Origin of the sequence: Staphylococcus sp. HMSC65H10, from assembly GCF_001839185.1 — a bacterium.
GTDB lineage: Bacteria > Bacillota > Bacilli > Staphylococcales > Staphylococcaceae > Staphylococcus > Staphylococcus simulans.
Genome location: NZ_KV840375.1, coordinates 36,492 through 48,433, shown reverse-complemented (window position 1 = coordinate 48,433; position 11,942 = coordinate 36,492). Strand labels below are relative to the sequence as shown.

The window sequence follows — 11,942 nt, the reverse complement described above, 5'->3', positions numbered from 1 at the left end:
TAAAAATAATGATGCTGAAGGGTGAAAATTTTCATTCTCCAGCATCTTTTTTATTAGATTTGTTTGACTGCGAAATAATTATTTTCATCATCCGCAAAGTTGAAGACTCTGCCTTGAGGCATGTCGACTAAATCACCGACTGTGTTGTCTTTGTCTTGATAATCTTGATAGAGTTGTTCAATATCTTCTGTCGCAAACATTAAAGAAGGTGTTTCTGTACTAATGCCTAAATCTAATGATTGTATCTTTTGCTTGTTGTGGAGGACAATGGCTGTTTGTGCGTCACTTGATGGTCGCAGTACAATAGTACGCATACCATGTTGTTCTGTATCGGATGAAACAGTGAAACCTAATTTTTCTGTCCAAAAAGCTTTGGCTGTTTCTTGGTCATTCACATATAACATGACTTCGTCTAAACGTTGAATCATTTTAACACCTCGAGTTTCTTTTTTTAACTTATCATCATATCTCCGCTTATTTGTTGTTTGAAACTACAAATAAAAGGTATGATTAGAATGCAGTACATTAAATAAAAAGGGGATTGATTATGACTCAATTATATCCATATTTAGCGTTTAACAATACTAAAGAGGCATTAAAATATTATGAAGAGGTTTTTGGCGCAACTGATATTCAACGTTTAGCTGTTGATCCATCACAAGCTGAAAACTTTGGTGTGAGTGAAGAAGAAGCGGACAATAAAACAATGCATTCTGAATTTACCATTGCGGGTGTGACATTATACGCATCAGATGCGTTCGGTAAAGATGTTCAAATCAACGAAGGTATTTCTTTATTAATTGATTATGATATTAATGATGAAGCGGATGCAAAACGTGTAGAAGCTTTATATGACAAAGTAAAAGATGATGAATCTGTCCATGTAGATATGCCACTAGCAGAACAATTCTGGGGCGGTAAAATGGGTTCATTTACAGATAAATATAATGTACGTTGGATGTTGCACGGACAAGATCATTCAAAACAATAAAAGAAAATAATAGATAAAAGCTGAAATAAGCATCCATGTCTTAATAAAACGGACATGGATGCTTATTTTTGTTAAAGGTATGATAATTACCAGAAAAAGTTTTTGAGAATAAAATATCCAATCACACTGATAACAATTATCCACAAGATGATAATCAAAACACCCGCATACCAATTGTGTGAAAGGATATTTTTATTGAGTTCTGATGCTTTTCGACGATTATCTTGAAGAATAGGTTCAGGTATTAATTTTAAGCACAAGGCAATACCTAATGGCACAATAATAATATCATCTAGATAACCTAAAACAGGGATGAAATCAGGAATCAAATCAATCGGACTTAATGCATAAGCAACGATACAGACTGCAAGTATTTTAACGGTCAATGGTGTGCGTTGATCCTTCGATGATAAATAGAGTACTAGCAGTTCTTGGTTCATTTTAGCGACAAATGATTTCAAAGCAGGTAAGAAATTGATATTCATAAATGTAGTCTCTCTTTATTGTTTTAGTTTATTTAGCTTCAAAGCAAGTTGACCTGTTACTATCGCATCGGTTAAAGCATCTTCAGATTCATAGTTTTCTAAGTTAAAGTATGTCTTTAAAGTGTCGAATTTATGATTAGGTGTATCTTTCACTAACTTTCTCGCAAGAGGGAGTGTATCTAGTACAGTATATTCAGGCATATCTATATTAAAGTCGTCGAAATAACGTAATAGGAATTTCATAGAGAAAGTTGCCGCATGCGCTACGATTTGTTTATCTCCAATAAATGTACGAATGGCTTCTATATCTTCTTTTTCAATAAAATCTTTGTCTTCTAAGAACTCATTCGTAACACCTGTCATTTGTATCACTTTTCTTGTTAATAAGCGTGTAGGTCGAAAGTATTTCATATATTGGTTTATCATTTGACCATTTTTAAATTCGACGAGTGCGATTTGAAAAGCATCATGAAAATCAGAGCTTAAACCGGTTGTTTCAATTTTGAGTGTGACAAAGTGGTCCGCAAGTGTTTGTGATTTTATATAATGAATCGGCAATCTTTTGCGTTGTTTTAATTCAGCTTCTAATTCTTTAATATACTTTTCTTTAAGTCTTAATTTCATGACAAGTAATTCATTTTCTGTTTTTAAACGTTTCAATTCTTCTTCTTGATCCACATCGCCACCTCCATCAGTTAAAGTGTATAACTATTTTACAATAAAATAGTAGGAGGGTGCTTAGATTAAGGTCGTGAGAAAAGTAATCCATAAATTCGAACACAAAAAAGAGAAGACCTTATTAGATCTTCTCGCTAAAACAATATGGTAAATGTTTGGCTTTATATTAGATACCAAAGAGTTTACTTACAATGCTAGCACCGTTTGTGATGATGTCTACGATGTTTTTACCTAATTCTAAGTTTTGGCCGTTTTGAGCTGCTTCAATTGTAGCTTGGATTGCGTTGAATAAACCTTCCATGATTGTCACCTCAATATTTGTATTGTTTAAGGTTAAGTGGAATACCAACCTTTGATATCTCTACTATACAATCATCTTTTATCTAATTGGGCTAAATTCCTTAACTCACAATGTTCTATGCATACCCGTGGTATATCTGACAGATTCTTGACACTTAGGCATTCCTAACTGTTCTCTACTTGAGAAAAGTGATATACTTGTCATGATAAGTGCAATACAACTTCTAAAGTGAAAAATCATAACAGAAATTATTATGAATGGTATTGATTTAAATACTTTAATTAGATATAATAATTCTTGTGTTAAAAAATTATGTCCTGGTAGCTCAGCTGGATAGAGCAATGGCCTTCTAAGCCATCGGTCGGGGGTTCGAATCCCTCCCAGGACGTCATTTAAAGCCTGTAACCTTTGTGGTTATGGGTTTTTTCTTATTTATCAGCAATTTTTTTAAGTAATTCTATGATTTCATCATTTTGTTTGATTATCTTGTCTCTTTGCGCGATGTGTATAAAATTTTGCTTTTGTTGAGACATGTAGTAGTTAAATTGTGCTTGTTTCTCTATATTGAAAGTGAATTGTCCCATTACATGATAGAAGTTATCGAAATTAGCGAAAATTTGTTGGAACTTAAATGCTTCTATTGTTGTTTCGGTTGGATTAGGTATACCTTGTGTTCTAAAGAAATCAATCAATTTATCATGTTGTATTTGTTCTGGTGTCTTTTCCTCACCTAAAATTCCTCTTTCTTGAAATATATGTTCCAAGTCTTGATAAAACTTTTCTTTATTAAATTTAAAGATTTCCTTGTAAAGCTTTATAAAGTGGCGCTTATCTTCAATACTCAATTCTTTCCATTGTTTTTTCTGTTTTTTATCAAGTTCTGCAAGAATGCTTCCTTCAATGAAGCTTTCTCGAAATCCTAATTGTTCCATCTTAATACCTCCTAATTGATATGAGTATATTTTAAAAAAAGATGCACCAACTAAGGTACATCTTTTTAATAGATCGAATTTATCTCACTGGTATTTTTTTATAGTACTTATCATCAGAGAATTTTGTGTTTGTTCTGATACGTTGGTTGATGACTTCTTCTTGTTCGTATTCACTTAAAGTACTCATATAAGGTTTTGGTGGTTGTTCACCAAACTTCTCAATGTATGACTGATACGCGCGTTTTAAACGTGGATTCATTGAATTCAACTCCCTTTAAACATTAATACATCTCTTATAATGTATTTACCCTTAATCCATTGATTATAGTCTAAGGGTGATTTAAATACATGCGAACTTAATTATACGCCAGGTATAAACGATAGGCAAATGAGCTATTGGGGTGAGAGTTTCACTATAGGACGTCCTTTAATATAAATAATGTCTCCTTTATCGAGTGAAACAGACTTGGTGAAGTTCTTTTTTAAGATTTCATTATATTTAGGACCATCTTTTTTATTGCTTGTCACGATAAAGTTCCCGCTGTTATCTGATTTGATTTTATACTTACCAGGTTTAACATCGGTACCGACGATATAAGTACCGGGTGTGAGACTTGTGCGCATCTTATGTTTTTCTGGTGCGATGATATATTCAGTGTGATTTGCTTTTTCTTTTTCATTCAATACGAGCGTGTGACCTTCGACAAGATACGTTGTAAATGAAGAGGGACCAGAAGTTTTTGAAAGGAATTGACTCTCTGCTTCCTTATCAAAAGGGTTTTTCATTGTGATAATTCCAGACGACGATTTGCTGGTAGGAGTAATACGGTAATATCCAGGCTCAATGTCTTGGCCTACTTTTAATGCTTCAGCTTTTGATTTGATCGTTTTGCCTGAAGCAGTTGTAGGTTTAAAATCGACCGGGAAATAGTCATGTTCATATTCGTATCCTTTAGATTTTATCTCATCACGAGAATAGTGGTGTTCTGTATCTTGATTTTGACTTGTGTCTTGTTTTGGTTGAGGTGCAGGTTTTGGTTTATCTCTTTTGTCTAAGAAGGACAGTTTATCTTTGAAAGAAAACTTTGTATTGATGTTTTTGTAGAGTGATTGATCCGTGAAAATACCCACAAAACAAATGAGACCTAACAATAAAGAACTCAATGTAATAGTCAATTTGAATTTGTATCGAGCTTGTTTACCTAAAGCGTTTAATGTAAAGAATAAAAAAATAATAAAGATAAGTGTGAATAGCAGCCATAAAGTTAAAAAGGTAGTCGCGGTGAAGGTCATATTTTTATCCTCCCATACCCAAATAGGTGAGTGATGTTTGTTTATATTCTTTAGTATATCTAACAAAATATAGTTTCACAATTAAATGTTGGATGGGTTAATTGCTTAAATCTTGTAAGAGACGTATAGTGCTATTGCAAGATATTATAAATTCAACTACCATGAGGAATAATGGGGGTGAAACAATGAAGTATGAAACGATACTGTTAGATTTTGATGATACGATTGTGGACTTTCATGATGCAGAAGACCAAGCATTCTTTCATTTAGCCAAAGAATATCAACTTGATCCGACATATCAAAATTTAGCGTTATTTAAAGAAGTGAATCAAGCGCATTGGGAAGCGTTTCAAGAGAATAAGTTAACAAAAGAAGAAGTACTGACTGAGCGTTTTATTAATTATTTTAATCGTTTTGGGATGCAGGTAAATGGACATGAAGCGGATGTGATGTTCCGCGATGGTCTTGCGACAGCACCGGTAAAGTATTTTCCTGATACTTTAGATGCCATTCAATATATGGCAGATCATGCGAAGCTTTATATCGTGACGAATGGTGTTGAAGATACGCAATTACGCAGACTGACCCAAACACCGCTTGAATCGATGATTAATGATATTTTTATTTCAGAAGTGACAGGTTTCCAAAAACCGATGCCGGAATTCTTTGATTATGTATTTGACCGTATAGATGCGGATCGTGAGCGTACATTGATTATCGGTGATTCGCTAACATCTGATATCCAAGGTGGTATTAATGCAGGTGTTGCGACATGCTGGTTTAACTATAGAGGTAAAGAAAATACAACGCAGATTCAGCCAGACTATGAAATTAAAAACTTAAATGAAATCAAATCGATTTTATAATAGAAATACGGCCTTGCATCACCACATGCAAGACCGTATTTTTATGTTTTAATAGTGATTTTTATTAAATGCCAAGGTTGTTTGTGTATCTTAGTGGCCTGGTTCCCAAATCAATACATCATAACCTTCTGGGTTCTTTGCTTCGACATCTTTGAAACCATGTCTGATAAAGAAATCTTTAGATTGGTTTCTTGCGATAGCTTTAATTGGTAAGTGTTTTTCTTTCGCAAAGTTTACTAATTCTGTGCCCAGTCCTCTTGATTGATAATTAGGTAATACTTCAAGTTTCCATAATACTAAGTAATGATCGTAGTCAGGGAAGTATTGTTCTTCAACTTCGCCATTTTCATATAACGCCATTCTCGCTGCAATTTTCTCCCCGACAAAAATGCCGTAAAATGGTGATTCTGAACTTGCGTCAATCATTTCACCCGCAAATTCATCAATAAAGGCGAGGTTAGGATTACTTGTTTCTCTAAAGTTCTCAAACAATTCATCCGTCTTATAGTTAATATCTAAGTGTTTTATGTTGCCCATTTTATTTCTCCCCCTTTTGTTTTCTTAAGTATATTATATATTAAATAGCGCTTACACGCATTGAATACGATAAGCCGTTAAATTGTGTTATATAGAAATAGACATTATACTATGATTGAGAAAACACAGTAGTTAAGGAGAAAAGTGTATGGATTGTTTAACCGCAAATATCAATGAGAATGATCAGTTTCTGACAAAATTAAAATCAAGCGATTCAGTGCTTAATTCATTTTACCAATATGATGCGATGTCTCCTGAAAGCTTTAAAGAAGCTTTAAACAAGCCAAGCAACGGTAGGGAGAAAGCATTAGCTTCTATTATAGGTGAATATATGTCAGATTTAGATTTATCTGATCAACAAAGAGAGAGTATTGATAAATTAAGTCGAGGAGCTAAAGTAGTCATCGGTGGACAACAAGCAGGGTTGTTCGGGGGACCGCTGTATACTTTTCATAAAATATTATCGATTGTTAATTTAAGTCTTCAAGTAGAAGATGAATATCAAAAAGAAGTGGTGCCGGTCTTTTGGATAGCCGGAGAGGACCACGACTTCGATGAAGTGAATCACACGTATGTCTTTAATCCAAAAAAAGCGATGTTGCAGAAGGTAAAGTATCATACTATGACACCGCCTGAAAGTAACGTTTCACGCTATACGCCTGATAAGGAAGCTTTAATTGAAGCATTAGATCAATTTATGGGGCAGCTTCAAGAAACAGAACATACGAAAGTACTGCATGAGACGATGTTGTCTCTAATTCAAAAATATGAAACGTGGACGGATATTTTCAAAGCGTTATTACACACAGTCTTCAAAGATTACGGTGTACTATTCATTGATGCGCAAGAACCGAAATTGCGTCAGCTTGAACAACCGATATTAAAAGAAATGTTGAAACAACATGAAGCGGTAGATAATGCCTTTAGACAACAACAAGCACGTACAGTAGAAGCAGGGTTCAGTCAGATGATTCAAACTGACACGAATGTGCATCTATTCTTACATGAAGAAGACATGCGTCAATTATTGACTTTTGAAGATGGTAAGTTCTATACAAGTAAGTCTCAAACTGGGTATACAGAAGCGGAATTATTTGAAATCTTAGAACAAGAACCTGAACGTTTTTCAAACAACGTGGTGACACGACCGATTATGGAAGAGTGGTTGTTCAATACGCTCAGCTTTATCGGTGGTCCAAGTGAAATTAAATACTGGGCAGAATTAAAAGGTGCATTTGATGTCTTAGATGTAGACATGCCGATTGTCTTGCCACGTATGAAAATAACTTATTTAACACCACGCGTTGAAAAACTATTGAATCGCTATGAAATTAATACTGAAGATGTGATTACCAATGGTATTGATGATGAGAAAGATAAGTTTATCAGAGCGCATGCATCTGATAATTTCCTAGAACAATTAGACGCGCTTCAAGAGAATCAGCAAGAAGTCTATAAGCAGTTATTAGCTGAAGTAAAAGATAATGAAGATAATAAGAATTTAGTGATTAAAAATAATCAAATTCATCATACGCAGTATGATTATCTTAGAAAACGTTATTTCCATAATATCGAGAGGGAAAATGCGATCAGCATGAAACATTTTAGAGAAATTAACGATGCCCTCCACCCAATGGGCGGTCTTCAAGAAAGAATCTGGAATGCGCTACAAATTATGAATGATTTTGGGATGGATGTGTTTAGTCCCTCCACCTATCCACCACTTCGTTACACTTTAAATCAAATTATTATCAAACCTTAGGGAATCAAGGGTTTAGCCCGTGCTCGCAGTCTTAAGCACGGGCTATTTTTATGCTAAAAATGAATTTTTTTCGATATGTTCACATAAATAGTGGAGGATAGTGGTGAGTTGTGGTAAATTATAAATAAGGTGAGGTGATATAAATGTTCATGGGTGAGTACGAACACCAATTAGACGCAAAAGGACGCATGATTGTACCATCTAAATTCAGATACGAATTGAATGAACGTTTTATTATTACCAGAGGCCTTGATAAATGTTTGTTCGGTTACACTATGGAAGAATGGCAGAATATTGAGGAGAAAATGAAGTCATTACCGATGACAAAACGAGACGCACGTAAGTTTATGCGTATGTTCTTCTCAGGTGCTGTTGAAGTGGAACTTGATAAACAAGGGCGTATTAATATCCCTAAAAATTTAAGGGAGTACGCTAATTTAACTAAAGAATGTACAGTGATCGGTGTTTCTAGCCGCATCGAAATTTGGGACAGATCTACATGGAACGCTTTCTATGAAGAATCTGAAGACAGTTTTGAAGATATCGCTGAAGATTTGATAGACTTTGATTTTTAAATGGAGGAATGAAAGTGTTTCATCACGTAAGTGTCATGTTAAAAGAAACCATTGACGAATTAAATATAAAAGAAGATGGTGTGTATGTAGACTGTACACTTGGTGGAGCAGGCCATGCCCTTTATTTATTAAATCAACTCAATGACAAAGGACATTTGATTGCGATAGACCAAGATATGACAGCAATTGAAAATGCGAAAGAGGTCTTAAAGGACCACTTAGATCGTGTCACTTTTGTGCACAGTAATTTCAGAGAAATCAATCAAATCCTTGATGATTTGAACATTGACAAAGTAGACGGCATTTATTATGACTTAGGCGTTTCAAGCCCACAGTTAGACGTGCCGGAGCGAGGATTCAGTTATCACCAAGATGCTAGATTAGATATGCGTATGGACCAGGCACAACCTTTATCAGCTTATGAAGTTGTGAATGACTGGCCTTATGAAAGTTTAGTCAGAATCTTCTATCGTTATGGTGAAGAGAAATTCTCTAAACAGATTGCCAGAAGAATTGAAAAAACAAGAGAACATGAACCCATTGAAACAACTTTACAGCTGGTTGACGTTATTAAAGAAGGTATTCCTGCTAAAGCAAGACGTAAAGGCGGGCATCCTGCGAAGCGTGTCTTCCAAGCTATCAGAATTGCTGTAAATGATGAATTGAAAGCTTTCGAGGACTCATTAGAGCAAGCAATTGAAAGAGTCAAAGTACACGGACGCATTTCAGTGATTACTTTCCATTCGTTGGAAGACCGTTTATGCAAACAAATCTTCCAAGAATATGAAAAAGGCCCTGAAGTTCCCCGTGGTTTACCTATTATTCCAGAGGAATATACACCGAAACTAAAACGTGTTAACCGCAAACCGATTACAGCAACCGATGATGATTTAGCAGAAAATAACCGCGCTCGCAGTGCGAAATTGCGTGTAGCAGAGATTTTAAAATGATAGGAGAGTGACAAACTGCTATGGCTGTAGAAAGAATCTATGAACCTTATACCGAACAATATGAACCCGCCAGACAAAACCCAGAAGTCAATCCATCGCCGACTAAGAAAGTTAAGCGCAAGGTTGTCGTACAACTCACTAAATTTGAGAAGGTATTATACATATCTTTAGTCGCAGTGATTGCAATGATCAGTATTTATATACTTTCATTAAAAATGGATGCTTATGATACTAAGGGTAAAATTGCTGATTTAGATTATAAAATCGAACAACAATCAAGTCAGAACAGCGCATTAAAATCAGAAATCAAAAAGAACTCTTCTTATGAACGCATTTACGATAAAGCTCAAAAACAAGGCATGAGCTTAAAGAACGATAATGTAAAGGTAGTGCGTAATAATGCCGAAGCGAAAAATTAAAATTAAAAAAAATAAAATAGGGGCAGTCCTCCTCGTCAGCTTGTTCGGACTGCTCTTTTTTCTATTGGTTTTAAGGTATGCCTTTGTCATGTTGACGGGGCATTCTTCAGGACAAAACTTAGTGATGAAAGCCAATGAAAAATATTTAGTTCAAACACAACAACAACCAGAACGAGGAAAGATTTATGACCGTAATGGCAAAGTCCTCGCAGAAGACGTTGAACGCTTTAAACTGACAGCAGTTGTCAGTAAGAAAGCTGATGAAGGTTCAGACAAACCACGTCATGTGGTTGATAAGAAAGAAACGGCTAAGAAGCTCGCAACTGTCATCGATATGGAACCTAAAGAAATTGAAAAAATGTTAGATAACAAAAAAGCGTTCCAAGTTGAGTTCGGCCGTAAGGGCAGCAACTTAACGTACCAACAAAAAGACAAAATCGAAAAAATGAAATTGCCTGGTGTTGCGTTATATCCTGAAACAGAACGTTTCTATCCTAATGGAAACTTTGCTTCTCACTTAATTGGAATGGCACAAAAGAATCCAGATAATGGAGAATTAAAAGGTGCCATGGGTGTTGAAAAAATCTTCGACAGCTATTTATCCGGTAAGCGTGGGATGTTATCTTATGTACATGATATTTGGGGCTATATCGCACCAAATTCTAAACAAGAAGTAGCACCGCAACGTGGAGATGATGTGCATTTAACGATTGACTCAAACATCCAAGTCTTTGTAGAGGAAGCCTTGAATAAGTTAGATGATCGTTTCGCACCAAAAGATGCCTTTGCGGTAGTTATGGATGCACATACAGGTGAAATCTTAGCCTTCAGTCAACGTCCGACATTCAACCCTGAAACAGGAAAAGACTTCGGTAAGAAGTGGGCGAATGACCTATATCAAAATACGTATGAACCGGGTTCTACCTTCAAGACGTATGGTTTAGCCGCAGCGATTCAAGAAGGTAAGTTCAAACCAGATAAGGAATATAAATCAGGTCATCGAGATATCATGGGTTCTGAAATCTCTGACTGGAACAATACAGGTTGGGGTAAAATTCCAATGAGTCTTGGTTTCACTTATTCATCTAACACCTTGATGATGCAGCTTCAAGATATGGTTGGATCTGACAAGATGAAATCATGGTATGAGAAATTCGGTTTCGGTAAACCAACAGGCGGTATGTTCGATGGTGAAGCAGCGGGCGGTATTGCTTGGGATAATGAATTACAACAAAAAACAACAGCATTCGGACAATCTACAACAGTCACTCCTATCCAAATGCTGCAAGCACAAACTGCATTCTTTAATAAAGGGAATATGGTTAAACCTTGGTTCGTAAGTAGTATAGACAATCCGGTTAAAAACGATACACTATATAAAGGTGAGAAAGAATTTGCGGGCAAACCAATTACTGAAGATACCGCGAACAAAGTGAAAAAAGAATTGGACTTAGTTGTTAACAGCAAGAAAAGTCATGCGCAAAACTTCAGAGTCAAAGGGTATCGTATTGGTGGTAAAACAGGTACTGCCCAAGTAGCTGACCCTGAAAACGGCGGTTACGTTAAAGGTCCTTATCCATACTTCTCAAGCTTTATCGGACATGCGCCAAGCAAAAATCCTGAAATTATTGTTTATGCTGGGATGAGCTTAGCTCAGAAAAATAAACAAGAAGCTTATGAAATGAATGTCAGCTCGGCATTTAATCCAATTATGGAAAATACATTGAAGTATTTAAATGTCGGTAAAGATAATGAAAAAGCAACTAAAGATTCATTCGGCAAAGTGCCAAATGTTTCAGGCGAAACTGTGGATCAAGCTGAAGAAGCTGTGAAAAACAAAGACTTGAAACCAGTAGTCATCGGTGAAGGCGATACGGTTGCACAGCAATTACCGCAAGCTGATGAAAAGACATTACTGCACAGTAAAGTCTTTATGAAAACAGATGGTGACATGACAATGCCTGATATGAAAGATTGGAGTAAAGATGATGTCTTAGCTTTCGAATCATTAACAGGAATTCGTGTTAAAATGAAAGGTAATGGCTTTGTTTCTGAACAATCTATCAGCCCGAATACGTCGTTGAAAGATAAAAAAGAAGTAGAAGTGAAATTGTCCGCACCACAAGCAGATTAGCATCAAGAGGTGATGGATA

15 protein-coding genes and 1 tRNA gene are annotated in these 11,942 nt (G+C 35.6%); 8 read left to right on the top strand and 8 right to left on the bottom strand.

Translation table 11 applies throughout. The features are described from left to right. Positions 1-53: 53 nt before the first annotated feature. Positions 54-428 (bottom strand): VOC family protein, encoded by a 375-nt coding sequence (locus HMPREF3270_RS09710; protein WP_070848762.1) that lies wholly within the window; start codon positions 426-428, stop codon positions 54-56. A gap of 119 nt (positions 429-547) precedes the next feature. Between HMPREF3270_RS09710 and HMPREF3270_RS09705 the strand changes: the two genes are divergently transcribed. After that, positions 548-991 carry a VOC family protein gene (locus tag HMPREF3270_RS09705; protein ID WP_023015783.1) on the top strand — a complete coding sequence of 148 codons (444 nt, stop codon included), beginning with the start codon at positions 548-550 and terminating at the stop codon, positions 989-991. A gap of 86 nt (positions 992-1,077) precedes the next feature. Here the strand turns inward: HMPREF3270_RS09705 and HMPREF3270_RS09700 are convergent, their stop codons facing one another. From HMPREF3270_RS09700 to HMPREF3270_RS09690, 3 genes are all read right to left on the bottom strand, one after another. Continuing rightward, complete coding sequence (locus HMPREF3270_RS09700) at positions 1,078-1,476, bottom strand: YkvA family protein (protein WP_023015782.1); 399 nt, start codon at positions 1,474-1,476, stop codon at positions 1,078-1,080. 15 nt (positions 1,477-1,491) lie between these two features. Beyond that, complete coding sequence (locus HMPREF3270_RS09695; RefSeq protein ID WP_023015781.1) at positions 1,492-2,154, bottom strand: 3'-5' exonuclease; 663 nt, start codon at positions 2,152-2,154, stop codon at positions 1,492-1,494. Positions 2,155-2,320: 166 nt separating this feature from the next. Beyond that, on the bottom strand, positions 2,321-2,455 hold the full coding sequence (locus tag HMPREF3270_RS09690) for a beta-class phenol-soluble modulin (protein ID WP_002480580.1): 135 nt from the start codon (positions 2,453-2,455) through the stop codon (positions 2,321-2,323). Positions 2,456-2,769: 314 nt separating this feature from the next. Here HMPREF3270_RS09690 and HMPREF3270_RS09685 point away from each other — a divergent pair. Then, positions 2,770-2,843, top strand: a tRNA-Arg gene (locus HMPREF3270_RS09685). Between the two features lie 40 nt (positions 2,844-2,883). Here HMPREF3270_RS09685 and HMPREF3270_RS14235 read toward each other — a convergent pair. The 3 genes from HMPREF3270_RS14235 to HMPREF3270_RS09670 all read right to left on the bottom strand — a co-directional run bounded on the left by HMPREF3270_RS14235 (position 2,884) and on the right by HMPREF3270_RS09670 (position 4,680). Beyond that, complete coding sequence (locus tag HMPREF3270_RS14235) at positions 2,884-3,387, bottom strand: hypothetical protein (RefSeq protein ID WP_023015780.1); 504 nt, start codon at positions 3,385-3,387, stop codon at positions 2,884-2,886. A gap of 79 nt (positions 3,388-3,466) precedes the next feature. Then, positions 3,467-3,646, bottom strand: coding sequence for a hypothetical protein (locus tag HMPREF3270_RS09675; RefSeq protein ID WP_002480583.1), 180 nt, complete (start codon positions 3,644-3,646; stop codon positions 3,467-3,469). A 134-nt stretch (positions 3,647-3,780) separates the two neighbouring features. Further along, positions 3,781-4,680 (bottom strand): hypothetical protein, encoded by a 900-nt coding sequence (locus tag HMPREF3270_RS09670; RefSeq protein ID WP_070848763.1) that lies wholly within the window; start codon positions 4,678-4,680, stop codon positions 3,781-3,783. A 185-nt stretch (positions 4,681-4,865) separates the two neighbouring features. On the opposite strand from HMPREF3270_RS09670, the gene HMPREF3270_RS09665 reads away from it, so the two are divergent. Beyond that, a complete protein-coding gene (locus HMPREF3270_RS09665; RefSeq protein WP_070848764.1) occupies positions 4,866-5,546 on the top strand; it encodes a YjjG family noncanonical pyrimidine nucleotidase in 681 nt (226 codons plus the stop codon). A 90-nt stretch (positions 5,547-5,636) separates the two neighbouring features. Here HMPREF3270_RS09665 and HMPREF3270_RS09660 read toward each other — a convergent pair whose 3' ends face one another. After that, positions 5,637-6,083 carry an N-acetyltransferase gene (locus HMPREF3270_RS09660; RefSeq protein ID WP_002480586.1) on the bottom strand — a complete coding sequence of 149 codons (447 nt, stop codon included), beginning with the start codon at positions 6,081-6,083 and terminating at the stop codon, positions 5,637-5,639. A 148-nt stretch (positions 6,084-6,231) separates the two neighbouring features. On the opposite strand from HMPREF3270_RS09660, the gene bshC reads away from it, so the two are divergent. The 5 genes from bshC to HMPREF3270_RS09635 all read left to right on the top strand — a co-directional run bounded on the left by bshC (position 6,232) and on the right by HMPREF3270_RS09635 (position 11,923). After that, positions 6,232-7,845 (top strand): bacillithiol biosynthesis cysteine-adding enzyme BshC, encoded by a 1,614-nt coding sequence (gene bshC, locus HMPREF3270_RS09655; RefSeq protein WP_070848765.1) that lies wholly within the window; start codon positions 6,232-6,234, stop codon positions 7,843-7,845. Positions 7,846-7,988: 143 nt separating this feature from the next. Continuing rightward, complete coding sequence (mraZ, locus tag HMPREF3270_RS09650) at positions 7,989-8,420, top strand: division/cell wall cluster transcriptional repressor MraZ (RefSeq protein WP_002480588.1); 432 nt, start codon at positions 7,989-7,991, stop codon at positions 8,418-8,420. 14 nt (positions 8,421-8,434) lie between these two features. Then, entirely contained in the window at positions 8,435-9,370 is a 936-nt protein-coding gene (gene rsmH / locus HMPREF3270_RS09645) for a 16S rRNA (cytosine(1402)-N(4))-methyltransferase RsmH (protein WP_070848766.1), read from the top strand. Between the two features lie 20 nt (positions 9,371-9,390). Beyond that, positions 9,391-9,789 (top strand): cell division protein FtsL, encoded by a 399-nt coding sequence (ftsL, locus tag HMPREF3270_RS09640; protein ID WP_002480590.1) that lies wholly within the window; start codon positions 9,391-9,393, stop codon positions 9,787-9,789. Then, positions 9,770-11,923, top strand: a complete 2,154-nt coding sequence (locus tag HMPREF3270_RS09635; RefSeq protein WP_060803927.1) for a penicillin-binding protein — start codon at positions 9,770-9,772, stop codon at positions 11,921-11,923. Before ftsL ends, HMPREF3270_RS09635 begins: the two co-directional genes overlap by 20 nt. The last annotated feature ends 19 nt before the right edge of the window (positions 11,924-11,942 follow it).

Coding starts and splice junctions, on each gene's coding strand:
- HMPREF3270_RS09710 (WP_070848762.1), bottom strand. CDS start 428: ATGATTCAACGTTTAGACGAAGTCATGTTATATGTGAATGACCAAGAA.
- HMPREF3270_RS09705 (WP_023015783.1), top strand. CDS start 548: ATGACTCAATTATATCCATATTTAGCGTTTAACAATACTAAAGAGGCA.
- HMPREF3270_RS09700 (WP_023015782.1), bottom strand. CDS start 1,476: ATGAATATCAATTTCTTACCTGCTTTGAAATCATTTGTCGCTAAAATG.
- HMPREF3270_RS09690 (WP_002480580.1), bottom strand. CDS start 2,455: ATGGAAGGTTTATTCAACGCAATCCAAGCTACAATTGAAGCAGCTCAA.
- HMPREF3270_RS14235 (WP_023015780.1), bottom strand. CDS start 3,387: ATGGAACAATTAGGATTTCGAGAAAGCTTCATTGAAGGAAGCATTCTT.
- HMPREF3270_RS09675 (WP_002480583.1), bottom strand. CDS start 3,646: ATGAATCCACGTTTAAAACGCGCGTATCAGTCATACATTGAGAAGTTT.
- HMPREF3270_RS09670 (WP_070848763.1), bottom strand. CDS start 4,680: ATGACCTTCACCGCGACTACCTTTTTAACTTTATGGCTGCTATTCACA.
- HMPREF3270_RS09665 (WP_070848764.1), top strand. CDS start 4,866: ATGAAGTATGAAACGATACTGTTAGATTTTGATGATACGATTGTGGAC.
- HMPREF3270_RS09660 (WP_002480586.1), bottom strand. CDS start 6,083: ATGGGCAACATAAAACACTTAGATATTAACTATAAGACGGATGAATTG.
- bshC (WP_070848765.1), top strand. CDS start 6,232: ATGGATTGTTTAACCGCAAATATCAATGAGAATGATCAGTTTCTGACA.
- mraZ (WP_002480588.1), top strand. CDS start 7,989: ATGTTCATGGGTGAGTACGAACACCAATTAGACGCAAAAGGACGCATG.
- ftsL (WP_002480590.1), top strand. CDS start 9,391: ATGGCTGTAGAAAGAATCTATGAACCTTATACCGAACAATATGAACCC.
- HMPREF3270_RS09635 (WP_060803927.1), top strand. CDS start 9,770: ATGCCGAAGCGAAAAATTAAAATTAAAAAAAATAAAATAGGGGCAGTC.